The organism is Acinetobacter sp. 22323 (assembly GCF_052044895.1).
Taxonomy (GTDB): domain Bacteria; phylum Pseudomonadota; class Gammaproteobacteria; order Pseudomonadales; family Moraxellaceae; genus Acinetobacter; species Acinetobacter schindleri.
The window spans coordinates 1-23,663 of sequence record NZ_JBQEOL010000028.1; the positions used below are offsets into that span (position 1 = coordinate 1).

Annotated in this window: 18 protein-coding genes and 3 tRNA genes; 9 read left to right on the top strand and 12 right to left on the bottom strand. The window is 43.2% G+C overall.

Translation table 11 applies throughout. The features are described from left to right. The coding region (locus ACTJIX_RS14065; RefSeq protein WP_440611551.1) for a transposase at window positions 1–167 on the bottom strand (167 nt) is incomplete at its 3' end. Window positions 168–281: 114 nt separating this feature from the next. Here ACTJIX_RS14065 and ACTJIX_RS14070 point away from each other — a divergent pair. Then, window positions 282–1,415 carry an ATP-binding protein gene (locus tag ACTJIX_RS14070; RefSeq protein ID WP_440611546.1) on the top strand — a complete coding sequence of 378 codons (1,134 nt, stop codon included), beginning with the start codon at window positions 282–284 and terminating at the stop codon, window positions 1,413–1,415. 25 nt (window positions 1,416–1,440) lie between these two features. Here the strand turns inward: ACTJIX_RS14070 and glyS are convergent, their stop codons facing one another. From glyS to ACTJIX_RS14085, 3 genes are all read right to left on the bottom strand, one after another. After that, complete coding sequence (gene glyS, locus ACTJIX_RS14075; RefSeq protein ID WP_440611547.1) at window positions 1,441–3,510, bottom strand: glycine--tRNA ligase subunit beta; 2,070 nt, start codon at window positions 3,508–3,510, stop codon at window positions 1,441–1,443. Then, complete coding sequence (gene glyQ / locus ACTJIX_RS14080; RefSeq protein WP_427940613.1) at window positions 3,510–4,493, bottom strand: glycine--tRNA ligase subunit alpha; 984 nt, start codon at window positions 4,491–4,493, stop codon at window positions 3,510–3,512. The genes glyS and glyQ overlap by 1 nt, the downstream gene beginning before the upstream one ends. Before the next feature lie 95 nt (window positions 4,494–4,588). Next, window positions 4,589–5,047: a hypothetical protein gene (locus tag ACTJIX_RS14085; RefSeq protein WP_436917464.1), complete on the bottom strand. Its 459-nt coding sequence runs from the start codon at window positions 5,045–5,047 to the stop codon at window positions 4,589–4,591. 185 nt (window positions 5,048–5,232) lie between these two features. Between ACTJIX_RS14085 and ACTJIX_RS14090 the strand changes: the two genes are divergently transcribed. Beyond that, window positions 5,233–6,342, top strand: coding sequence for an HPP family protein (locus ACTJIX_RS14090; RefSeq protein ID WP_103800669.1), 1,110 nt, complete (start codon window positions 5,233–5,235; stop codon window positions 6,340–6,342). A gap of 72 nt (window positions 6,343–6,414) precedes the next feature. On the opposite strand, the gene ACTJIX_RS14095 is transcribed toward ACTJIX_RS14090, so the two are convergent. From ACTJIX_RS14095 to ACTJIX_RS14105, 3 genes are all read right to left on the bottom strand, one after another. Beyond that, entirely contained in the window at window positions 6,415–7,827 is a 1,413-nt protein-coding gene (locus tag ACTJIX_RS14095) for an SLC13 family permease (protein WP_440611548.1), read from the bottom strand. 79 nt (window positions 7,828–7,906) lie between these two features. Further along, the gene (locus ACTJIX_RS14100; RefSeq protein ID WP_248603255.1) at window positions 7,907–8,692 is read right to left on the bottom strand and encodes a sulfite exporter TauE/SafE family protein; all 786 of its coding nucleotides are present in this window, start codon (window positions 8,690–8,692) and stop codon (window positions 7,907–7,909) included. Window positions 8,693–8,872: 180 nt separating this feature from the next. Further along, the gene (locus ACTJIX_RS14105; protein WP_004813390.1) at window positions 8,873–9,142 is read right to left on the bottom strand and encodes a PspC domain-containing protein; all 270 of its coding nucleotides are present in this window, start codon (window positions 9,140–9,142) and stop codon (window positions 8,873–8,875) included. Window positions 9,143–9,376: 234 nt separating this feature from the next. Between ACTJIX_RS14105 and ACTJIX_RS14110 the strand changes: the two genes are divergently transcribed. Then, the gene (locus ACTJIX_RS14110) at window positions 9,377–10,063 is read left to right on the top strand and encodes a hypothetical protein (protein WP_248603254.1); all 687 of its coding nucleotides are present in this window, start codon (window positions 9,377–9,379) and stop codon (window positions 10,061–10,063) included. A gap of 313 nt (window positions 10,064–10,376) precedes the next feature. Here ACTJIX_RS14110 and ACTJIX_RS14115 read toward each other — a convergent pair. The 5 genes from ACTJIX_RS14115 to ACTJIX_RS14135 all read right to left on the bottom strand — a co-directional run bounded on the left by ACTJIX_RS14115 (window position 10,377) and on the right by ACTJIX_RS14135 (window position 16,276). Beyond that, a tRNA-Lys gene (locus ACTJIX_RS14115) sits at window positions 10,377–10,452 on the bottom strand. A 72-nt stretch (window positions 10,453–10,524) separates the two neighbouring features. Continuing rightward, window positions 10,525–10,600 (bottom strand) — tRNA-Lys (locus tag ACTJIX_RS14120). Window positions 10,601–10,620: 20 nt separating this feature from the next. Beyond that, window positions 10,621–10,696: transfer RNA gene (locus ACTJIX_RS14125), tRNA-Lys, on the bottom strand. Between the two features lie 131 nt (window positions 10,697–10,827). Continuing rightward, window positions 10,828–12,669, bottom strand: a complete 1,842-nt coding sequence (locus tag ACTJIX_RS14130) for a long-chain-acyl-CoA synthetase (protein WP_440611549.1) — start codon at window positions 12,667–12,669, stop codon at window positions 10,828–10,830. 172 nt (window positions 12,670–12,841) lie between these two features. Beyond that, the gene (locus tag ACTJIX_RS14135; protein ID WP_440611550.1) at window positions 12,842–16,276 is read right to left on the bottom strand and encodes an Rne/Rng family ribonuclease; all 3,435 of its coding nucleotides are present in this window, start codon (window positions 16,274–16,276) and stop codon (window positions 12,842–12,844) included. Window positions 16,277–17,047: 771 nt separating this feature from the next. On the opposite strand from ACTJIX_RS14135, the gene ACTJIX_RS14140 reads away from it, so the two are divergent. The 6 genes from ACTJIX_RS14140 to ACTJIX_RS14165 form a co-directional block, all read left to right on the top strand. Beyond that, window positions 17,048–18,016 (top strand): RluA family pseudouridine synthase, encoded by a 969-nt coding sequence (locus tag ACTJIX_RS14140; RefSeq protein WP_008305495.1) that lies wholly within the window; start codon window positions 17,048–17,050, stop codon window positions 18,014–18,016. A gap of 375 nt (window positions 18,017–18,391) precedes the next feature. Continuing rightward, window positions 18,392–19,060 carry an HAD-IA family hydrolase gene (locus ACTJIX_RS14145; protein WP_004813381.1) on the top strand — a complete coding sequence of 223 codons (669 nt, stop codon included), beginning with the start codon at window positions 18,392–18,394 and terminating at the stop codon, window positions 19,058–19,060. 406 nt (window positions 19,061–19,466) lie between these two features. Then, window positions 19,467–20,264, top strand: a complete 798-nt coding sequence (locus ACTJIX_RS14150; RefSeq protein WP_004813379.1) for a 2-keto-4-pentenoate hydratase — start codon at window positions 19,467–19,469, stop codon at window positions 20,262–20,264. A gap of 21 nt (window positions 20,265–20,285) precedes the next feature. Next, window positions 20,286–21,182 carry an acetaldehyde dehydrogenase (acetylating) gene (locus tag ACTJIX_RS14155; RefSeq protein ID WP_004729408.1) on the top strand — a complete coding sequence of 299 codons (897 nt, stop codon included), beginning with the start codon at window positions 20,286–20,288 and terminating at the stop codon, window positions 21,180–21,182. Between the two features lie 11 nt (window positions 21,183–21,193). Continuing rightward, window positions 21,194–22,213 carry a 4-hydroxy-2-oxovalerate aldolase gene (gene dmpG / locus ACTJIX_RS14160; RefSeq protein WP_004813375.1) on the top strand — a complete coding sequence of 340 codons (1,020 nt, stop codon included), beginning with the start codon at window positions 21,194–21,196 and terminating at the stop codon, window positions 22,211–22,213. A gap of 512 nt (window positions 22,214–22,725) precedes the next feature. Continuing rightward, the coding region (locus tag ACTJIX_RS14165) for an IS30-like element ISAba125 family transposase (RefSeq protein WP_079396101.1) at window positions 22,726–23,663 on the top strand (938 nt) is incomplete at its 3' end.

Here is a 23,663-nt window from a genome sequence, read left to right on the forward strand (position 1 = left end):
TTCCACAATCCCTTGCTTGCCCAACGATTAAAACGATTATAAGCAGTTTGCCAAGGACAAAATTCTTGAGGAATATCACGCCATGTGGCGCCTGTACGCAGTTTCCATAAGATCACTTCCATGATATTTCTACTATTCTTTGAACGGTAGCAACCATGTAATCGCATAGTATCTTGAATTTGCTGTCAGATATCATCGGTAAGAAGAGTACGTGCCATTGAAAATATAGAAATAAAAATAACTCAAAGGAGGATTTTAAGTATTTAAAACCAATTCTTCAAATGAGGACACGCCCTAGTATAAAAAACTTAGTTTCAAATATTGCATTGCAAGCTTTTGATCGGAGAATTGGACAAAGTAAGAAACGTTCGGAAGAGTATGGACTCAAGTTTAAATGGATATCGTATTTAATAAAGAATGAAGAAACTTTAGAAGACTTTAGTAATAAATTAAAAAGTTTAGGTGATTGTGTTGAAGTTTTAAAGGAAGTAGCTGAAATACATTCTGAAAGACCAATTATTGTAGTTGATGAAGTCGATAGAATGACTGATAAAAATGAAATCACTCTATTAGCTGATTTAATTAAACAATTGGGTGACAAAGAGGTTGATATAAAAATTATATTTACGGGGGTAGGGGCGACTATACATGACATTCTGGGGGCTCATCAGTCGGCGATTAGGCAATTAGAGACTATTGAATTGCCACGATTAAGTTGGGAAGGCCGTTTTGAAATTATTCAAAATGTTTTAAATAAATTTGATATTGATATATGCCGTGATATTTATATCCGTATCGCAGCGGTCTCAGATGGTTTTCCATATTATGTGCATTTAATCTTAGAAAAACTGTTATGGGTTTTGTGGGAAAAAGAAGAAGTTGCTACAGAGGTTGAATGGGACGATTTCTATAATGCTATTAATGTAGCTATTAAAGATACAGTTGCTGAATTCTCAAAACCTTATGAGATGGCTTTAAAGCAAAGAACTAAAGATTATGAAGAAGTAATGTGGGCTACAGCAGTAGTAGATTGGCAAGGTGATTATCTTAAAGAAATGTACAAAATGTACGATGTTATCTGTGAGCAAGTTAGATTTGATTTGAATAAAATAGATTTTATTAAATTAAATTACAGTCAATTTTCTAGTAGAATTAAGAACTTAACTACAGAGAATTGTGGGAAAATTCTTTTAACCAAGTTTGAATATGGTAAAGGCTACTATACGTTTAGAGAAAAAATGATGCGAGGCTATATACGAATGCAAGCTGAAGCTAATCAGATTGAAATCTCTACATTATCTAATGAAAAAAATGTAAGTAATGTCATTCATGTGGCTTCTAGAAGAACAGGTTATCACGCTTCTAAATTACCAGGTTCAATTCGTTTTAAGATGGAAGAAGAAAACCCGCTCTAAAGCGGGTTTTTTATTAAATCAGAACTTAGTGTTGAAGCACCGAAATATCAGCTACTTTCGTGAACAATTCACGAAGCTGAGCAAGCATACGTAAACGGTTTGCTTTCAGCTCAGCATCATCGGCCATCACCATCACACCGTCAAAGAATGCATCGACTGGCGCACGAAGTGCAGCCAAAGCTGAAAGTGCAGCAGTGTAGTCTTTGGCAGCAAATAACGGCTCAACCACAGGTGTGATTTTTGCTAGTTCAGCGAATAATGCTTTTTCAGCATCTTCAACCAAGTTTGCTTCAACAACTTCACCTTCAGGTGCAGCTTCTTTGGCAAGAATGTTGGCAACACGCTTGTTCGCCGCAGCAAGAGCAGCAGCTTCAGGTAATGCACGGAAGTGATTGACTGCATTGACACGTTTGTCAAAATCAAGCGGAGATTTTGGAGACAATGCTTGAACCGCTTGAATTACATCAACAGCAACGCCTTGGTCTTCGTATTTCGCACGGTAACGACCTTCTAAGAATGCAACAGCATCGTTTAAAGTCTTGTCATGGTCTTTCAGTACATCGCCATAGGCAGCAAGAGCAAGTTTGATCAAATCTTCAATTGAAACATCAAGCTCATTTTCAGTCACAAGACGCAAGATACCAATCGCAGAACGACGCAGTGCAAACGGATCTTTAGAACCTGTAGGTGCTTGACCAATACCGAAAATACCCGTCAAGGTATCTAAACGGTCTGCAAGGGCAATCGTTGTACCTGTCTTAGTTTTCGGTAAAACGTCACCTGCGAATTTAGGTAAATACTGCTCACCCAAAGATTCAGCAACTTCGTCATTTTCGCCTTCAAGACGTGCGTAGTAAGTACCCGCGATGCCTTGAAGTTCTGGGAATTCACCCACAAGTTCAGAGGTTAAGTCGCATTTCGCAAGAAGTGCCGCTTTTTCAGCATCAGCCGCATTTGCACCTGTAATTGGCGCTAAAGCTACAGCGAGTTTTGCAATACGTTCAGACTTATTCCAAAGCGTACCCAATTCTGCTTGGAAGACCATGTTCGCTAATTTCTCTTTACGAGAAGCAAGCGGTTGTTTTTGGTCTTGTAGGAAGAAGAATTCAGCATCTGATAAACGTGGACGAACCACTTTCTCGTTACCTTCAATAATTTGTGTCGGGTCTTTTGACTCAATGTTTGACACGGTAATGAAGTATGGTTGAAGTTTATTGTCAGCATTCACCAAGCAGAAGTACTTTTGGTTGTCCTGCATGGTGGTGATAAGTGCTTCTTGAGGAACAGCAAGGAAGCGTTCTTCGAAGCTCGCACGAAGCGCAACAGGCCACTCAACCAGTGCAGTCACTTCATCACGAAGATCCGCAGGCACAATCGCAATTGCATTTACTTCATCAGCCAATGCTTTCACTTGACCATCAATGATGGCTTGACGCTCTTCAAAAGACGCCACAACGTAAGCTGTTTTTAACTTCGCTAGGTATTCATCAGCATGCGTTAAAGTAATCGCTTCAGGTGCATGGAAACGGTGACCATAGGTCACATTACCTGCTTTGTGATCTTGAATGGTTGCATCAACCACATCGTTGTCTTTTAATAACACCACCCATTTTACAGGACGCACGAATTCGGTACGGCTTGCCGCTGAACGCATGCGTTTTGCGATTGGTAGGTTGTCTAAAGCATTTTGTAAAATTTGCGGTAAAAGCACATCAAGGCTTTGACCTTTGACATCTTTTAAGTAGCACACTTTTTCAACTTTACCGGCCTGGAAAGTTGATACTTGATCAACAGTAATGCCTTGACCACGCATAAAGCCTTCCAAAGCTTTAGTTGGTTTTCCTTCAGCATCAAACGCCGCTTGTTTCGCAGGGCCATCAAAACGTTTTTGTGTGTCGGCTTGCGCAGCATCAACATTGACAATTTTAAGTGCCAGACGACGTGGTGCTGCATACGCTTCGATTGAATCAAAAACAAGACCAGCATCATTTAAACCTTTTACGGTTTCAGCTTGCAGCGCATCACGTAATTTTTTCAGGCTTTTTGGTGGAAGTTCTTCACAACCCAATTCGAACAAAACGGTATGTTTAGACATTATTTGCTCTCCTTGTTTGCTTCTTTCGCTTCTGCTTCAACTTGCGCTTTTAATTGTGCCAACACTTCATCACGTAGATGTGGTTCTGCCATTGGGAAACCAAGTTCAGCACGTGCTGCTACATAGCTGGTTGCAATCGAACGTGCCAATGTACGTACACGTAAGATATAACGCTGACGTTCAGTCACAGAGATTGCACCACGTGCATCAAGCAGGTTAAAGCTATGTGATGCTTTCACCACTTGCTCATAGGCAGGAAGTGGAAGTTTCGCTTCGATTAAACGTGTCGCTTCAGCTTCATAGAAGTCGAACAGTTCAAACATCTTATCGACTGGTGCATATTCAAAGTTATAAGTCGATTGTTCTACTTCATTTTGATGGAACACATCGCCATAGGTCACTGTACCGAACTGACCTTTGGTCCAAACCAGATCGTAAACTGAATCAACACCTTGCAGGTACATTGCCAGACGTTCCAGACCGTAAGTGATTTCGCCAGTTACCGGGTAGCATTCAACACCACCAACTTGCTGGAAGTACGTGAACTGAGTCACTTCCATACCGTTCAGCCAAACTTCCCAACCTAAGCCCCAAGCACCCAGGGTTGGAGATTCCCAGTTATCTTCTACAAAACGGATGTCATGAACTAAAGGATCAATACCGATGGCTTTTAAAGAATCCAGATAAAGCTGCTGGATATTGTCCGGGTTTGGCTTTAATACCACCTGGAACTGGTAGTAGTGTTGCAAACGGTTCGGGTTTTCACCATAACGGCCATCTTTCGGACGGCGTGATGGCTGAACATAAGCCGCGTTCCAGGTTTCAGGACCTAGCGCACGAAGGAATGTTGCAGTGTGGAATGTCCCTGCACCCATTTCCATGTCGTAAGGTTGCAAAACGACGCAGCCTTGCTCCGCCCAGTAGTTTTGTAAGGCAAGAATTAAGCCTTGGAAGGTATCAATATGCGATATGGCGCGACTCATGGTCATCCACTTAAAATTAGAGAAAAATTGTGCTTGATTATAAGGATTTTGCGAAGGCGTGGCAAAGGTTATCCATGAATTGCCTGCGCCGCTTTTTATTCGCCTGACACAACTGCCTGTTCATGCGCACGCAGACTGAGAAAGATAAAAAATCCGATAGAGGGCAGGCTAAAACAGGAAATCATGAATAGAGTACTGAGCAGATCATTGGAACTGAGGAAATAAGCCAGAATCAGCGTTGCCAGAATACCCACCAGTACAATACTGAAGATATGAAACTGCTGTAGATGGTGTAATACGAATAGACTGATACATAAAGGAATATAGATCAGGCAAAGATAGAACAGGAGTCCGAAAATGTACATGATCAGCATGAAAGTCACCATCGAGAGTAGAAGTGAGCTCGAAGTCATAGCCAGGAATAACAAGTGCAAGATCAGCAGCACGAACATCAAAGGGCCATAGAGTGAGGCTAAACCGAGTACAGGTGCCAGCAACAGTTGTACTGCAATTCCGGTTTTGGTTTGTTGTAAAGGCTGGATTAGAAAATGCATCGTTTTTATTCTTGTTTGAGAGAAGAAAATACACCGCTTAGGCGCGGCCCTGATTATAATTTTTAGATAGAGCACCCTCAGCATAAGCAAAAAAACCAATGAGTAAAAGATATAAAATAAATACATCTTTAAAGCCAAGGGTTTTATAATGCCTGCACTCCCCAAAACAATAATTCAGGCCAACCGTGTTGCATAGTTCCTCAGAATGGCTGCAAAGCCTAAAGCCAAATTTTAAAATTCTCCCTGTCAAAGACCGTATTCTGTGTGGTTTAGGTGCATTGATCGGTCTGGCACTGTCGTCTTTAATCAGCCTGTGGGCACTGGGTGATTTTCAGGCGTGGTATATCGCGCCGATGGGTGCTTCGTCAGTATTACTGTTTGCCGTACCTGCCAGTCCGCTGGCACAGCCGTGGAATATGGTGGTTGGAAATACTATTGCTGCGATCGTGGGGGTGAGCTGTACTTTGCTGTTTCCCAGCTTGACCCTTGCATTCAGTCTGGCCGTAGCAGTTGCGATTATATTGATGCTAAGCACCGATTCTCTGCATCCACCGAGTGGGGCGGTTGCGATTACAGCGGTACTGGGCGGCAATGCCATTCATGAGCTGGGCTATGCTTTTGTGTTCTATCCGGTCTTGCTGAACTCGGTACTGTTAATGGTGGTAGCGATTGTATTTAACCGGATGTTGGGTAAGGCTTATCCGCAACAGCTGCAGATTAATACCCGTTCTAAAGATCCAACCCCGACCCAGAAAGTGACGATTCAGCCGCAGGATATTCAGGCTGTACTTGATCAACAGACCCAGTTACTGGATATCAGTGAATATGACCTGCAAAAAATTATTCTGGAAGCACAGAGCAAGGCCAGTGAACGTGCTGACAGCCCGTTCCTGTGTCAGGATATCATGAGTAAAGACGTTGCCAGCTTGCAGGAAAGTGATGATATCCGGCATGCCTTGGCGAAATTCCGACAGATGAATCTGATGAGCCTACCGGTAGTGAATGCGGAAAAGAAACTGGTTGGAACTTTGGCGATGTACCAGCTGGTGGAATGGTTTGAGCGTGCCACCGACATTCGCAGTGGCTGGGAATCTGAAGTCGGACATATCATGAGCCGGAAGGTGGTGACTGTACAACCAGGCCAGCCAATTCAGGACTTGGTGCCGTATTTCGTTGAGCGTTCCTTTAATTATATTCCGGTGCTGGACGAAGGTCAGCTGGTCGGTATCATTAGCCGTGCTGACATGATTGCCGCTTTATATCAGGAGTTAAATCATTTCAAGCTGAGTGCCTGATCTGGACGGATGTAGATCTATCTTCGAAAATGAAAAAGCACGCCGTAGCGTGCTTTTTTAATCCATTCATCTTTAGAGAAAGAACCAGTAAATAAATAGCGATACCAGGAAAATACACATGATGTTGAGGACAAAGCCAACTTTCATCATTTCCGACTGCTGAATATAACCGGTACCAAAGACAATCGCATTCGGCGGTGTTGCTACAGGCAGCATGAAAGCACAGGATGCACCAATTCCAATCACAATCACCAGAATTTCTTTAGGCATTCCCATCTGATCGGCAATGGCGGCAAAGACCGGCACCAGTAGTGCAGCGGATGCGGTATTACTGGTAAATTCGGTCAGGAAAATGATGAAGGTTGCTACCACAAAGATAATCACTAAAGGTGAAGTATCACCAAAGGTATTTGCCAGAGTTTGCCCCAAGACCAGAGAGCTGCCTGAATCTTTTAAAATGGCACTCAAGGTCAGGCCGCCGCCAAACAGATAGAGCACGCCCCAGTCGGTATTCTCTGCAATCTGCTTCCAGGTTGCGGTACCCAAAATTGCCACCATACATGCGGCCAGAATCGCAATCCAGGTATCTGGCTGGCTGATTCCAAAGTTCTCGGTCAGCTTTTTACTGAAAATCCAGGCCAGGGCAGTACAGATAAATAGCACCATTGCGGCAATACGGCTGCGGGTCCAGGGAATATCTTCAGTGACAAACTGCACTTTGTGATTCAGCTTGGGACGCAGCACCAGATACAGACTGATCAGCATCGCAGGCAAGATAATGAACATCATCGGCAAACCGATTTTCATCCAGTCTGCAAAGTCATAACCCAGCGCTTTGGCAGCAATGGCATTCGGTGGCGAACCTACAATTGTACCTAGACCACCAATACTGGCGGAGTAGGCAATCCCGAGCAGAATAAATACGAAGGTTTTACGTTCTTTCTCTACATCCAGATGCGAAAGTAAACCCAGCGCCAGCGGTAACATCATGGCTGCGGTAGCCGTATTGGAAATCCACATGGACAGGGCGGCAGTCACGGCAAAAATGGCCAATACTGAAATACCTAAATGTCCACCGGATAGGGAAATAATCCACATGGCAATTTTCTTGTCCAGCTTTTGGATATGCAGTGCCGTTGCCAGTGCAAAACCGCCAAAAAACAGGAAAATAACCGGATCGGCAAAGGTGGTTAAAGCAGCTTGTGTGGTAATGGGTACCAGCGCATCGCCGTCGGTCATCGGCATGGCTAACAGTACTGCCAGTATGGGAATCAGCAGGGCAGTAATAGTGATATGAATTGCTTCTGTCAGCCATAAAATACCAATAAAAGCCAGCAGAGCCAGACCTTTGCTAGCATTCTGGTCATAAGGTAAAACCTGATACAGGATAAAGGCTACAATGGCCGCGATGATAATCAGGATCCATCCTTTCATTACGCCTTTGGGCATAACGTTGGTGGGGGTGGCAAGGTTTTGACTTGTCATACGCACACTCCTTGTTTTTATACAGCTAATTTTTATGAAGAATTTTTCTAATCATAAAGCGGTTTGATTACAAATTATACTAATTTAAAAAAAGGTGATTTGAATGTTGTAATAATGCAGTACTTTGCCATAGAGCCTGTATGCCTAAAACCATCAATAAGCCCAAGACTAAAAATTTAAAATGCCGCTGTGACAGGCGATGACGGATTTTTCCGCCAATCCAGACGCCAATCAAAGCAAAAATGGTAATACCGATCAAAATGGATTGTTGTTGTGGATTAATCTGGATCAGGATTGGGAACAATAAAAGTAACTGGATCAGTTTGCTGACAATAAAATTCAGGTTACTGATAATGACGATATCAGTCTTGCTGAGCTGGTTGCTGATCAGATACATCATCAGAAAAGGAGCCATGGCATTGGTCGCTCCACCAATCACACCAGCCAATAAACCAAAACACACCATACTCAGAATATGCGGGTTGCTCTGAAAAGGTTTGGAGCGAAGCTGATCTAGTACATAAAATATAATTACTGTTCCTAGCAGCAGTTTGAGATAGCCTTCATTCAGCCATAGCAGCAGTTTGACTCCGAACAAACTGCCAATCAGGCTGCTTAAAATTAATGGCCAATAATGTTTGAGATAATAGCGAATGCTCTGTAGCAGACTGTGCTGGGGATCAGCATTTAGCATCAACAGATTCAGGAGCAGGCAGGGGAAAATGACTAGGGTCACTGCCAGACTCAATGGATATTGGCTGGATAGTACCGCAGTACTCATCATCGGGAAGCCAAACCCACTCAAGCCATGCAGCAGTGCTGCTACAGCACATAAGCACAGTACAATCCATTCCGCCTGTGTCATCCTGAATCCATTTCAAGGAGTTTTTAACTAAGTTATAGAGAAATCAGCCAGTTGGCAAAGGCTAGAGAAATAATTTAACAATTTATTAAATCGCCTGAAGCAGGCAAAAAAAAGCTGTGGTCATTAGGGGAAATGCCACAGCGCAAAAGGGAATTACTATTTATTCTATAAAAAGGAAACTTACAGCGGATCTTTATTTACATCACGAATTGGTCGTTGATAGCCCGTAGACTGATGCGGGGTATGTTCAACCATAGCTTGCTTTTTTGGCATGATCAGCCAAAGTACAAGATAAACCAGGATACCTGGGAAAGCGGCACTCATTATAGAGATCACCACGAAAATCAGACGCAGTAAATTTGCATTCCAACCAAAACGTTCAGCAATACCACCCATCACACCTGCAATCATGTTCGAGCGGTTAGAGCGATATAAACCAACATTGGCCATTCAGGTCTCCTTAATAATTAAGATAAAAGAACAACGATGTTCCTTTTAAAATATGGAGCTAAGTTGTTATTTTTAAAGTGTCTAAATACAATTTATTCGTAAATTTATGTAAATTGGGATTAAGTATTTTTCTCGGAATCTTTAACATGAAGACGAAGGTTCTTGAATTTAATAATAATCTCCTGCCTTTGATTTTATAAAAATGCTTGGCTGTTCATAATCTGGTTGAATTAAATGAAATTTAAGGTATTTAAAGCTTTCAAGAGACTGGAGTATCAGCTCTGTGTGATATTGCTGGGTATACTCGGGCTGGTGGGGTGTGAGCGTCATTCGGGTAAACCGATCAGTGATACTGAACTTGAATTGCACCATAAAGAGGGGGTAGCTGTTTCTCTCGCTAATCAGACGCTAGATGAAAGTACTCAAGCCAAGAAACTGACTGATATTGCCGGTCATGCCACTTTCAGAGAGGAAGATGGCTTTAATGGGCAGCCTATTCCAGATTATGCGGTTGACTTCGTGGGACGTTATTACACGGAAGTCAGTTGTAATGATGGTTTTTCTCCCTGCAAAAATGGCAAGGCAATGTTTATTCTCACCCTTGCCCCGAATGGTCTGGTATATCGCAGTATCTTGCAACATGGTCAGGTATTTACCTTCCAAAACAAGATGGCGACACCTTATTCAACCTATCGTAAAGACCGTTGGGAATTGAATCCCACTCGTAAGGAGCTGGTGGTCTACCGTAAAGAGGGCCTGGTTTTGTTTTATACTGTCAAAGACAATACCAAGCTGGTGATGAATATTGAAAAAACCCAGAAAGAGAATCGTCAAGAGCTGATGGATCAGCACTACGTGCTGCCACGTATATCTTATGAACTGGTAAAAGATATTGATAATCAATTGCCTTCGCCACAATAAGGCGAGGGGACACTAAGAAAACTCACAAAAATCCTGATGCGTTGACATAGCCCAGATATAGATAAAAATTATAAGACGATTGAAAGAAAACTGTAGCTTGGTGGTGGTATAGGACTTGAAACCACGCCCCATAGCTTAAGAAGCTCTTGTTCTAGCAACTAGACGAATAACGCACAAATATATCTAAAATAATCCCGGCATATTTTAAAATGAAGAGAGCAAGAATTCAGAAAAGACAAATCAAAGCCGTGATCGGTTGATGATCTTGATTGGAATATACAGGTGTTATGATCTTCGCAGAATAGAAGAAGAATGGTGGGTCGTCCGCGACTCGAACGCGGGACCAACGGATTAAAAGTCCGCTGCTCTACCAACTGAGCTAACGACCCTGAGGAGTAGAAATGATGAAGATCATTTTTACGACGCAAGATTTGGTAATTGCGCTATCCCGAAGGATAAGATGGTGGGTCGTCCGCGACTCGAACGCGGGACCAACGGATTAAAAGTCCGCTGCTCTACCAACTGAGCTAACGACCCATCTTAGGCTGTCAAATAAATGGTGGGTCGTCCGCGACTCGAACGCGGGACCAACGGATTAAAAGTCCGCTGCTCTACCAACTGAGCTAACGACCCATATCATTTGATGGAGCGTATTGTAGCAAGATATGAAATCAGCGCAAGTAAAAAATAACAAAGTTGCCCATGTTTGATTATAAATGCAACAAATTGAATTTATATACACAAAAAATAGGCAACTTCAGCACTTAGAAGCGATATTGATAGGCCTGGATGTTGGTAAAAACTTTTGGCGTTACATCGCAATAAGCATCCGCTCCCGGTAAGCACACCAGTAAACGCTCATTAGTCTTGCTTGGATCAAATGCTTGCTCTTTCAACTTATTTTTCTGGTATTTAAAAGTACCAGTGGTTTCGACCTGTTGCTGTATACGCAGGAATACCGGAACCGAATAAGCAGGCAGACATTTCTTGAAACAGCTCAACATCTCTTTCAGATCGGTATCGTTCAGTTCAGCTTCCGGTTTCAGCGTAATGGCTGCCATACCGGCACGACCATTGGTGTTTGGAATTTCCACCCCATACACCACTGCCTCTACAATCTTGTCATACTCGGTCAGCATGTTTTCCACTTCGGTCGTCGATACATTTTCACCTTTCCAGCGGAAAGTATCCCCCAAACGGTCGACAAACTGCGCATGACGGAAACCGATGTCGCGGACCAGGTCGCCGGTATTGAAATAGGCATCACCTTTGCAGAACACATCTTTCATAATGACAGACTTATTCTTTTCCGGATCGGTATACCCATCAAATGGCGAACGACGGGTAATTTTACCAATCAACAGACCTGTTGTGCCTTTTTTGACGCGTTTACAGTGACCTTTGACATCACGTACCGGCTCGTTTTTGTCTTTATCGAATTCAACAATCGCATACGGAGTTGGGGAGAATCCGACAGTATTGTCGAAATTGAACACATTGCTGAAACCGACATTGCCTTCACTGGATGCATATAGTTCAAGTACTTCTTCAATACCGAAACGGTTTTTGAACTTATCCCAGATATTTGGACGCATACCGTTACCGATCATTTTCTTGACGCGGTGACCTTTTTCCAGCTCTGAAGAAGGTGCATCCATCAGGTAACGGCAAAGTTCCCCGACATACCCGATTGCAGAAGCATCAAATTTTTGTACATCTTTCCAGAATGAAGAGGTCGAGAATTTACGGCGGATTGCAAATGTCCCTGCACCGGCAATCACACCACACCAGCATACCACCATGCCCGTCGCATGATACAGTGGCAGGGTGCAGTACATCACATCCTCTGTACCCAAGTTAAGCACATGACCATACGTGCCATAAGCAAGGGTCCAGCGGCTATTGGTAAAGATTACGGCTTTCGGCAGACCAGTAGTGCCGGAAGTGTAGATGTAGAACAGACCATCTTTACCTTGCACACTATGTGTTGTTGATGGATTGAATTTCGGGAAAGTATCAATGACTTCAGCAAGATTGATAAAACCTTCAGGTGCCTGACCAGGATTTTGCTGGGTAGGCTGATCGGCAAACCAGTGGAAACGGTCCGCCGCGATATTCAGTTCATCACGGATCTCGGCAACCGCAGCGTGACATTCATCACCCACGATGACTGCAATCGGTTTGACCAGATTAATGCTATGTGCCAGCACTTTACCGACCTGTGAAGTATTCAGCAGGGCAATGGTCACACCAAGCTTGGCCAGACCAATCACGCTGGCGACCATTTCCGGGCGGTTCTCGACCATCAGGGCAACGACATCGCCTTTTTTCGCACCTAGCGACAGGTAGTAATGTGCAATCTGGTTGGCCCAGCCATTCAGTTCTGTATAACTAAAGCTCTGGTCTTCAAAACGCAGGGCAATACCTTCAGGGTTGCGCTGTACCGCTTTTTCAAAAGCGAGACCCAAACCTGCAGCAGTATTTGGAGTACGTAAATAAGCCTGCCTAAGTCCATTGACCAAGTTCGGCACTTTTTTCAGGAAAGCGGGGATTTTGGCTGCGACATCAGCAATACCAATCAGATCATGTTGTGTGGTTTGGCTCATGGGAATCCTATTTCTTTTACGTATCCGATACGTGCACTGAATATGCAATAACTGTCCGTTGTAGTTTTAATGGTTGATTTAAAGAGTAATCAACCTAATTTGACAAAATCTAGCAAAAAAAACCTAGTCACCGAAATGACTAGGTTTTTTTTAGTTACTGCAATTGGGCGAATTATGACTCAGTTGCAGTATTGGCTTTCTTCGGTGGACGGCCACGTGGGCGACGCGGACGGGCAGGAGATTTCTCTGCTTTTTCCGCTTCTGTTTCCACTGTTTCTGCTTTTGCTTCAGCTGCATTTTCAGCGGCTGATGCTTCTTCTTCAGTGGCAGCAACTGGTGCTTTAGCTGTAACAGGTGCATTTTCAGGCTGTTCTGTAGCTTCTGGCTCAGTTTGAGCTGCTGTTACTGCAGTCTCAGGTTGATCAGCAACTAAAGGTTTAACAGGCTCGTCAGTTCTTAGAACTTCAATCGTCTCAGCTTGTTGTGCTGCCACAGCCTGAGCTTCAGCAGCGGGTTCAGTCGGTTTTTCTTCCGGTTGAGCTGCCTGTTTTGCTTGTACAAGTGCCTGTTCCGCAGCAAGTTTTGCTAGACGACGACGCTCACGTGGATCGTTAGCTACACGCTTTTCTGACACAGGTTTTGGTGGAGTCAGATCCAGTACCGGAGCAGGTTCTGGTTCAGGCTGAGCCTTGTTCACCTCTACATCACGCGTCACCGGTTTTTTCTCGGCGGTCACTGCTACAACAACAGTTTCATTGTATTGCTGCGTGAACTTGTCCAGTGCACGGTTGAAGGTCGCCATCAGGCCGAACTGCTCAATCAGTACTGAACAGTCTTCACCGTACACATGACGGATCAGGCTGCCTACGGTGTACTGACCAAGTGTCGGTACTTGTGAAGGACGAAGCTGAGCGGCCTGAGCCTGCTGACCTTGTGCAGCACGACGGTCACGACGACGTTGACGTGGGTCATTGCTGGCACGAGACTTTTCAGCTTTCGGCGTTACCTGCTCAAGCGCTGCTGCTGGAGCAGGGGCTTCAGTCAGATCAACCGCTTCAGTTTTCTCTTCCAGTTCTGCTGCCATCGTTGCTACGGCTGGTGCCTTTTCAGGTGCAGTTTCTTCAGCCGGAGTAGCCACTACAGGTGCTGTACCGTTCAGCGCTACGATTTCACTTTGGCCTTGATCGACATTCACCATCATAGCCGTTGGTGTAACATCCTGACGCGGTGCATCAATCAGCTCTACGCGTACTTGACGTTCATTAGCTGCTGGAGCTTCAACTTGAGCAGGTGCTTGTGGAGCAGCCGTTTGCTCATTCAGTACGCTTTGATCGCGGTGGCGATTAGGACGTTCTGGACGTTGCTGGTTACGACGGTCACGACGTGGCACAGCTGCTTGCGGTTCAGCTTGAGCATCCTGGTTGTGCTCTTGCTGATGGCGCGGATTCTTACGCTTTTGCTCACGCTGTTCTTGACGCTGTTCCTGGCGAGACAACTGAACCACTTCTTCATGCACTTGTTGTGGTGCATTGTCATGTTGTTGTGGTTCGCGTTGCTCTTTGTGCTTGTTGTTGCGCTGTTTTTTATGGCTGCGTTGTGATTTTTCTTCACGTTCAGCCTTTTCAGCCTGATCACGCTCTGGCTTATGTGCCACAGTTGATGGTGAAAGGTAAGCATTGCTGGTTGGTATAGCAGCTGGTTGTGGGACATGCTGCGGCGCCTGCTGTGCAACAGGTGATGTAACCTGGCCGAACTGACCACGGCTGACTGCGCCATTATTTACCAGCTGTTCAATCGCAGCAGCTGCATTATTGGCAGTGCGAGATTGATCCACAGTGGCTGCCTGTTTTTGTACAAACAGGTTTTCTAACCATGCACATGGACTGGCAACAGGTGCAGCAACTTGGGCAGGGGCCTGTTGGGCAACCGACGCTTGCTGTGCAGTCTGGTTCTGATTTTGCTGGTTTTGATGTTGATTATTACGGCGTTTGTTGTTTCTGCCGTTGTTTTGTTGCTGAGCAGGCGCTGGTGCGGCAGCATGCGCATTTTGTTCTTCTTCTAAATGCCACTCAGAAGATTCATAACCCAGTTCTTTTTCGCTTGAACGTGTTGCTTCAGTACGTTCATAGCTGGTTGGTGCAAAACCTTCAGGATTATAAGAAATCTCGTAATGCGGCGTTTCCAGGTGCGGGTGCGGCAATACAGTCACACGTGTACTTGAAGTCTGTTCCAGGTAAACCAAGCTGTGACGCTTTTCATTCAATAAGAATGCAGCGATTTCAACCGGTACTTCAACCTGAACTTCACCATGACGTTCACGCAGAGCAATTTCTTCCACTTTACGCATGATTGAAAGTGATAAAGAACGTAGGTCACGCACCATACCTGTGCCATGACAGCGTGGGCAGACATAGCCCGTGGCTTCTTCAAGTGAAGGACGTAAGCGTTGACGGCTCATTTCCATCAGGCCAAAACGTGACAATTGACCAAACTGGATACGTGCGCGGTCACTTTGGGTTGCTTCACGCAGTTTTGCTTCAACCATGCGCTGGTTGCGGTCTTTGGTCATGTCGATAAAGTCGATCACGACTAAGCCGCCAATATCACGTAAACGTAACTGGCGTGCAATTTCTTCAGCAGCTTCAAGGTTGGTATTTAACGCGGTATCTTCAACGTCCTGACCACGAGTCGATTTTGCCGAGTTGATGTCGATCGACACCAATGCTTCAGTCTGGTCAATCACGATTGAGCCACCTGAAGGAAGTTTCACTTCGCGCTCATAAGCCGTTTGGATCTGGCTTTCGATACCGAAGTGCGCAAATAATGGCTCATTTAAAGTATAGGTTTTGAGCTTGTCTAACTGACGTGGCATGACCGCTTTTACGAAGTTATAGGCTTCATTATAGGCTTGTTCAGAGTCAATCAGGATTTCTGCCACGTCGTCACGTAAATAATCACGGATCGCACGAGTTACTACGCCTGCTTCCTGATGAACCAGCATTGGTGATGGACCAGAGCTTGCAGTGCTTTGGATTTGCGCCCAAAGGTCAAGCAAGTGTTGAAGATCAAGTTGCAGTTCTTCTTGAGAGCGGCCGATCCCTGCAGTACGTACAATCACGCTCATACCACGCGGTACATTTAAAGAGGCCAGCATCTCTTTCAGCTCTTCACGTACTGAACCCGAAATCTGACGGCTGATACCACCACCTTTCGGATTGTTTGGCATCAATACCAGATAACGGCCAGCAAGAGAAATAAAAGTAGAAAGGGCAGCACCTTTATTGCCACGTTCTTCTTTTTCTACCTGAACCAAAAGCTCGGTGCCTTCAGTGATCAGTTCGCGGATATTCGAAGTTTGGCGAGGATCTGCTTTGTAGTAAGTATTGGCAATTTCACGCATCGACAAGAAACCTTGACGACCCGCACCGTATTCAACAAATACAGCTTCTAAAGAAGGTTCTACGCGAGTCACGTGACCTTTATAGATATTAGATTTCTTTTGTTCACGGGTACGATTCTCTAAATCGAAATCGTAAAGACGCTGACCAGTGACAAGTGCAACGCGAATCTCTTCGGCATGTGTTGCATTAATCAACATACGTTTCATGGGTGTAACACCTTATAGTGATACACAGCAAAAAATCGCTATACACGTAGCGAACATCACACATCACGGATCAATGGCTCAAATCTGCAATGAATTTCATTGTGGTTTGAGTCTTTTATTCCCAGCGTCTATTTTGATATAGATCAGCTTTGGTTTTGATTCACGTATTGATGATGGCAATACGGCTTCAATCTTTAAACGATTAAAGTCACCTGAACGCTTCACTGGCGGACGAGCGGTGCATTGGATGTGAGTAACTTTCACTGTCACATTGCTCGAAGATCATCCCTTCTTTATAGATAGAGTGTCTTGATACGGAATTATCGTCGTACCTTTACAAACTGTGCAGATCCAATGCATCAAACGCTGTAGCCTGAAGTCGTCTTCAGGGCGCGACTAATCTGATGTGTATCAGTTTACGTTTAAAAGCCAACTAGGTTGGCGACATATTTTTTCAGACAAACTGATTTATGTACCTGAGGTACAATTAAACGCAACAGTTTGCTTTTTTGCCGATATAATAAGCCTTCGGCGTCGGCATAATTCTTTTGGGACCTTCCCGTATTATGTGAGGGTTTAATTGAATGATCATGTACAGAAATAAATCTGTCATGCACCAACTTTTACTCACAAACGATGGTTTCCGTGCGCTGACTATATCAAACCTTGAATCATCTGCCTATGGGCTAAGCTTATGTTTCTTGTGTAAAGCATAGCCTAAGTGGTCATTTATTAATCAATTTCAATCAATTTTTAGGTCATAGTAACTGTATGAATTCTACGCAACAATGGCAAAACGTCACGTGGTTTGAGGTGGATGAGCACCAAGATGGACAGCGAATCGATAATTTCCTGTTTAGCCGTCTAAAAGGTGTACCAAAAAGCCGCATCTATCGTTTGATTCGTGAAGGCCAGGTTCGCGTCAATAAAAAACGAATTAAGGCAGAAACTAAACTGGCCATTGGTGATCAAATCCGTGTGGCACCAATACGTTATGAACAAAAAGATGAATCTGCTGCACCGGTTTCTGACAAGGTCGCTCAAGGTCTGTTGGCACGTGTAATCTATGAAGATGAAGGCTTGATGGTTGTCAATAAACCTTCCGGGATTGCGGTACATGGCGGTAGCGGTGTGGCCTATGGCCTGATCGAAGGTCTGCGTGCTGCAACAGGTAAAAAATACTTGGAGCTGATTCATCGTATTGACCGTGATACTTCAGGTCTGGTGATGATCTCGAAAAAACGTAGTGTGCTTAAAACCCTGCAAGATTTATTACGTGAACATAAAATTAAAAAAACTTATGCGGCAGTCGTGAAAGGGCAAGTAAGTCTGGATAAGCAACTTATTGATGCACCTTTACACCGTTATGAGCTGTCTAATGGTGAACGTCGTGTCCGTGTTTCTAAAGAAGGTAAGGATTCGAAAACCCAGTGGAATGTAGCAGAACGCTTTATGCATGCCACACTGGTCTATGCATCGCCATTGTCAGGTCGTACCCATCAAATTCGTGTACATGGTTTAAGCATTGGTCATCCGCTGGTGGGTGATGAAAAGTATGGTCATGAGACGGAGTATCGTGGGCCAAAACCACGCCGTTTATGTTTGCATGCCATGCGTCTGGAGATTCCGGGTTATCCGACCATTGAAGCGCCATTGCCAGAGGATATGCAAAGTCTGGTGGCACAGTTAAGAGCACAGAAGGCAGATAAGGTTGTAACGCCTGCGGAAGATGATGAGTAATCACCCTCATAATTTTTCTTTGATATTTCTAGATACTTAGAGAAAGTTCTCCCTCTTTTTTAAAGAAGGGTTAGGAGATATTTAAAATCTCTTAATTGTTGTTAAGTACAAGGCAATGCCTCAAAAGACCTTTATAAATTAAAGAACTATTTCGTAGGCTAGCCTTACTTTTCAAAGATGAAAAGTAACAAAAATCTTTTGTAGATCTGATGGCACTTCCTTGTGCCACAGATCTACAGCGACATCCATGTCGCAATCAAATAGCCAATATCTGTTGGGAAATTACGTAATAGTAATTTTAGAATGAAACTCACTCTTCTTTTTCAAAAGAGGGTCGAGGTGGATTTAACCCTGAATCAAATCTAGGAAATCTTTATGAACTCACCTGTAAAACTGGTCATTTTTGATTGGGATGGCACTTTGTTTGATTCAGTTGGTCAAATTGTGGCTAGCCTGCAGTTTGCCGCGCAGCAATTTAATCAACCGCTGACCGATGCTAATGCCAAAAGCATTATCGGTTTAGGTCTGCCGGAAGTCGCACAACGATTATTCCCAGCTGTGCCAGAATTGCATGCGGATATTTTGCAGGCTTATTCAGAACATTATGTAGCGAACTCTGTTGAGGATGCCTGGTTTGAAGGTGTATCTGAGATGCTATACGCATTAAAAGATCAAGGGATTAAACTGGCTGTCGCTACAGGTAAAAGCCGTAAAGGGTTGGACCGTGTATTAAAGCAGACCAATAGTCTGGAACTCTTTCATGCGACTCGTGCTGCCAGTGAAACGCGTTCTAAACCAGATCCTTTAATGTTGGCTGAAATCCTGGCAGAAACTGGTATACATGCCCATGAAGCGATTATGGTGGGAGATACCTCTTATGACCTGGAAATGGCGCTGAATATTGTCATGCCAAGTGTAGGCGTAAGTTATGGTGTGCATACGTCAGAGACTTTAGCGAAGTTTAATCCGCTATCGATTGTAAATGATGTCAGCAGCTTACATGAGTTTTTATTGGCTAAAGTCCAATGGAAGGAAGCGATTTAATTCAGTATGCTGGGTTTTATCAAATGACAGACAATTTATACAGTTTAAATGTCTGTCATTGAATTAAATTCGCGCATTTAGTCTAATCTTTTAGTCTAAAGCTGCAAACTTGATCAATTTGAACGACCAAAATTGTTGAGAATTTTACTCGGGATTTTTCTATTAAAAATAATCAAATTATTGTTTTATATGAATTAACATAAGAAATATTTATAGCTATTAGCTATAGCGAAAAATAAAATAACTATTGGCATTCATTCATTAATTTTCCGATTCTTAGACTGTTTATTTTTATGCTCTTTTCAGAATCCGCCACTTTCCAAATTGCAGAACGTTTTTTGCTCTTGGTCTGGCTCGGTTCTGGATTCCAGTATAAACCTCATTTTTGCAGTTTAAGGAAACATCGATGTCGAATTCTGCTGTTGTTGAATCGGTTGCACAGGCATTACGTGCTGCTGAACTCTCGCAAACCGCGATTGCACCTATCCGTCCACAATTGGGTGGCGAAAGTGCAGATGTAGATATCGCATATGCAGTTCAAGAAGTGAATACTGTTCGTGCTTTGTCTGAAGGTCGTCGTTTAGTTGGTCGTAAAATTGGCTTAACGTCTAAAGTCGTACAAGCACAGCTTGGCGTAGATCAACCAGACTTCGGTATGTTGTTTGCGGATATGGCGTATGGCGATGGTGAAGCGATTCCTGCAGGCCTTTTGATTCAACCTAAAGTTGAAGCAGAAATCGCATTGGTGATCAAAGAAGATTTAACCAAAGAAAAACATACTTACGCAGACATTATCAGTGCAACTGACTATGCACTTCCTGCAGTCGAAGTGGTTGATAGCCGTATCGAAAACTGGAAAATCAGTTTAATCGACACCGTTGCAGATAACGCATCTTCAGCGGCTTTTGTATTGGGTTCACGTCCTGTGATACTCGACAACCTTGACCTTGTAAATTGCAAAATGACCATGACTCGCGCAGGTGAAGTGGTGTCTCAAGGCATAGGTAAAGCATGTCTTGCAAACCCGTTGAATGCCGCAGTTTGGTTGGCTGACGAAATGGTACGTCGTGGCCGCCCATTGCTTGCAGGTGACATCATTTTAACGGGTGCGCTTGGTCCAATGGTTGTCGCAAATGCAGGCGACGAATTTGTCGTTGAGATTGAAGGCTTTGGTTCAGTAACAGCTGCTTTTGCTGCTGAATAATCGAATATTGAGAGTACATTCATGAAAAAGATTAAATGTGCAATGATCGGTCCAGGTAATATTGGTACGGATTTGCTTTACAAGTTACAACGCAGCGAATGGTTAGAACCAGTATGGATGGTGGGTATTGACCCAACTTCTGAAGGTCTTGCGCGTGCAGCGAAAATGGGTTTAAAAACTACTGCTGAAGGTGTAGATGGTCTTCTTCCTCACGTTCTTGAAGATGACATCAAAATTGCATTCGATGCAACGTCTGCCTACGTTCATGCTGAAAACAGCCGCAAGTTAAATGAACTTGGCGTGCTCATGATTGACTTAACGCCTGCAGCGATTGGTCCATTCTGCGTACCACCAGTGAACCTTGAAGCATTGCTTGCAGCTGGCGAAGTGCCAAACGTTAACATGGTAACGTGTGGTGGTCAGGCAACAATTCCAATGGTTGCTGCAGTATCTCGCGTTCAACCTGTTGAATACGGTGAAATCATTGCAACTGTATCAACAAAGTCAGTTGGTCCTGGTACGCGTAAAAACATTGATGAGTTTACACGTACAACTGCAGGCGCAATTGAGAAAGTTGGCGGTGCGAAACAAGGTAAAGCGATCATCATCATTAACCCTGCTGAGCCACCATTGATGATGCGTGACACTGTTCACTGTCTAGTAGAAGGTGAACCAGATCAAGCGGCGATCACTGAATCAGTACACGCAATGATTAAAGAGGTTCAAAAATATGTACCAGGTTACAAATTAGTAAACGGTCCTATTTTTGACGGTAACCGTGTTTCAATCTTCTTAGAAGTAGAAGGTCTTGGTGACTTCTTGCCGAAATATGCAGGTAACTTAGACATCATGACAGCAGCAGCTGCACGTACTGCAGAAATGTTCGCTGAACACGTATTCAACAAAGAAGAAGCTTAAGGAGCAACCACATGTCTAAGATTATTGTTCATGATATGACTTTGCGTGATGGTATGCACCCGCAGCGCCATCAAACCACCGTTGAGCAAATGATTGCGATTTCAACAGCACTTGATGATGCCGGCGTACCTTTAATTGAAGTGACTCACGGTGACGGTCTTGGTGGTTCATCAGTAAACTACGGTTTCGCTGCTGCAACGGATGAAGAATACCTGTCTGCTGTTGTGCCACGTATGAAAAATGCAAAAGTTTCTGCATTACTTCTACCTGGTATCGGTACGGTTGACCATTTAAAAATGGCACATGAAATTGGTGTTTCTACCATTCGTGTGGCGACGCATTGTACTGAAGCGGATTGTTCGGAACAGCACATTACCGCTGCACGTAAATTAGAAATGGATACAGTGGGCTTCTTGATGTTAGCTCACATGGCTTCACCTGAAAAATTGCTTGAAGAAGCAAACAAGATGGTGTCTTACGGTGCAAACTGTATCTATGTGACTGACTCTGCGGGTTACATGCTTCCTCAAGATGTGATCGACCGCGTAGGTCACTTACGTCAACACTTGGACCCAAGTATCGAGCTAGGTTTCCACGGTCACCACAACTTAGGTATGGGTGTATCGAATACGGTTGCTGCTGTTCAAGCAGGTGCGGTACGTGTTGACTTGGCATCTGCGGGTCTTGGTGCTGGTGCGGGTAATACGCCACTTGAATTGTTCATCGCTGTGGCTAACCGTATGGGTATGGACACTGGCGTTGACTTGTTCAAAGTACAAGACGTTGCTGAAGACCTGGTGATTCCAATGATGCACAACCCAATTCGTGCAGACCGTGATGCGGCAACTTTAGGTTATGCGGGTGTTTACTCTTCATTCTTATTGTTCGCGAAACGTGCTGAAGCGAAATATGGCGTTTCTGCGCGTGAAATCCTGATGGAACTTGGTCGCCGTGGTACGGTTGGTGGTCAAGAAGACATGATCGAAGACTTGGCATTAACAATGGCGAAAGCACGTGAGCTTCAAGCTTAATTGTTAAAACGCAAGTTTTAAAAAAGCGTCCGAAAGGGCGCTTTTTTTATTTTTAAATTTAAAAATATTTAAGCAACACAATTAAAAATAAATTTAGAAATAACTTATGTATGCTGTCATACATAAATATTTGAACTGCAAAATAAATCCATTGAATTAAATAGCTATCATATTTTTTATAAATATAACTTATAGTTTTTAAATATTATAAAAAGCCTTAAACGTAAAAACGATTAAAAAATAGATTTTAAAGAGTTTATATATTTTTTAATATTGAATTTGAAATATAGAACAAAGAGTTATTTTCATTGTTTAGTAAAATAATAAAAAATATCTAAGATTTTAAAAATATTAAAGAAATGATAAATATATTCAAATAAATTCAGAAAAATAATTGGGATCAAAAAGTTAATACTGTGGTCGGATTTTAAATAAATACGTTGTTCAGCATGATGCAGGGCAGAGTAAAACTTGAAGTGCGACATAAACCACCTAATTAATTTAAAGGGTTTATGGAGTATATAAAATTGTCATACCATCATCTTAACTTTGAAGATCGTACTGCATTAATGCTTGAGTCAAGAAAAGAAGGCTTTTCAGCCAGAAAATTTGCTGAACTCATTAAAAGACATCCTAGTACGATCTATCGTGAGCTTAAAAGAAATAGCATCAATGACGTTTATCAAGCTCGATATGCTTCTGATAACACCTTCGCTAGACGTAGACGTGGTCACAGAAAACTCAAAATCGATTCAATCCTCTGGAAATTTATTGTTGAAGCGATCCGTTGTTTATGGTCTCCTCAGCAAATAGCAAAGCGTTTAAAGACATTTCCTGATTTGGATCAAACAATGAATGTAAGCCATACAACGATTTATTCAACGATACGAGCATTACCAAAGGGTGAGTTGAAAAAAGACTTATTATCCTGTCTGCGTCATGAAAATAAAAAGCGAAAAGCTAACGGTGAACCTAAAAAAGATTCTATATTACAGGATATTAAAACTATTCATGAGCGCCCAGCCGAAGTTCAAGAAAGAAAAATACCGGGTCATTGGGAAGCTGATTTAATTAAAGGTAAAGACAATAAAAGTTCGATAGCAACACTTATTGAACGAAATACACGGCTCTGTATCTTGGCAACATTACCTGATGCAAAGGCAGAATCAGTGCGCAAGGCTTTAACTGAAGCTCTGAAATATTTACCTGCAGAACTGCGTAAAACGTTGACCTATGACCGTGGACGCGAGATGTCAGAACATAAAATACTCGAAGAAGATTTAGGCATAGATGTATATTTCTGTGACCCACATTCACCTTGGCAAAAAGGCACATGCGAAAATATGAATGGTTTAATTAGGCAATATTTACCTAAAGGGATTGATTTAAATCAGGCAGATCAGCATTATTTAAATCAAGTTGCCATGTCACTGAATACTCGTCCTAGAAA

Excerpts from the sequence above, each read along its gene's own strand:
- ACTJIX_RS14110 (WP_248603254.1), top strand. The coding sequence starts at position 9,377 with ATGAAATTTAAGGTATTTAAAGCTTTCAAGAGACTGGAGTATCAGCTC.
- ACTJIX_RS14070 (WP_440611546.1), top strand. The coding sequence starts at position 282 with ATGAGGACACGCCCTAGTATAAAAAACTTAGTTTCAAATATTGCATTG.
- ACTJIX_RS14130 (WP_440611549.1), bottom strand. The coding sequence starts at position 12,669 with ATGAGCCAAACCACACAACATGATCTGATTGGTATTGCTGATGTCGCA.
- ACTJIX_RS14150 (WP_004813379.1), top strand. The coding sequence starts at position 19,467 with ATGTCGAATTCTGCTGTTGTTGAATCGGTTGCACAGGCATTACGTGCT.
- ACTJIX_RS14140 (WP_008305495.1), top strand. The coding sequence starts at position 17,048 with ATGAATTCTACGCAACAATGGCAAAACGTCACGTGGTTTGAGGTGGAT.
- ACTJIX_RS14145 (WP_004813381.1), top strand. The coding sequence starts at position 18,392 with ATGAACTCACCTGTAAAACTGGTCATTTTTGATTGGGATGGCACTTTG.
- ACTJIX_RS14105 (WP_004813390.1), bottom strand. The coding sequence starts at position 9,142 with ATGGCCAATGTTGGTTTATATCGCTCTAACCGCTCGAACATGATTGCA.
- glyQ (WP_427940613.1), bottom strand. The coding sequence starts at position 4,493 with ATGAGTCGCGCCATATCGCATATTGATACCTTCCAAGGCTTAATTCTT.
- glyS (WP_440611547.1), bottom strand. The coding sequence starts at position 3,510 with ATGTCTAAACATACCGTTTTGTTCGAATTGGGTTGTGAAGAACTTCCA.
- ACTJIX_RS14100 (WP_248603255.1), bottom strand. The coding sequence starts at position 8,692 with ATGACACAGGCGGAATGGATTGTACTGTGCTTATGTGCTGTAGCAGCA.
- ACTJIX_RS14155 (WP_004729408.1), top strand. The coding sequence starts at position 20,286 with ATGAAAAAGATTAAATGTGCAATGATCGGTCCAGGTAATATTGGTACG.
- ACTJIX_RS14135 (WP_440611550.1), bottom strand. The coding sequence starts at position 16,276 with ATGAAACGTATGTTGATTAATGCAACACATGCCGAAGAGATTCGCGTT.
- dmpG (WP_004813375.1), top strand. The coding sequence starts at position 21,194 with ATGTCTAAGATTATTGTTCATGATATGACTTTGCGTGATGGTATGCAC.
- ACTJIX_RS14095 (WP_440611548.1), bottom strand. The coding sequence starts at position 7,827 with ATGACAAGTCAAAACCTTGCCACCCCCACCAACGTTATGCCCAAAGGC.
- ACTJIX_RS14085 (WP_436917464.1), bottom strand. The coding sequence starts at position 5,047 with ATGCATTTTCTAATCCAGCCTTTACAACAAACCAAAACCGGAATTGCA.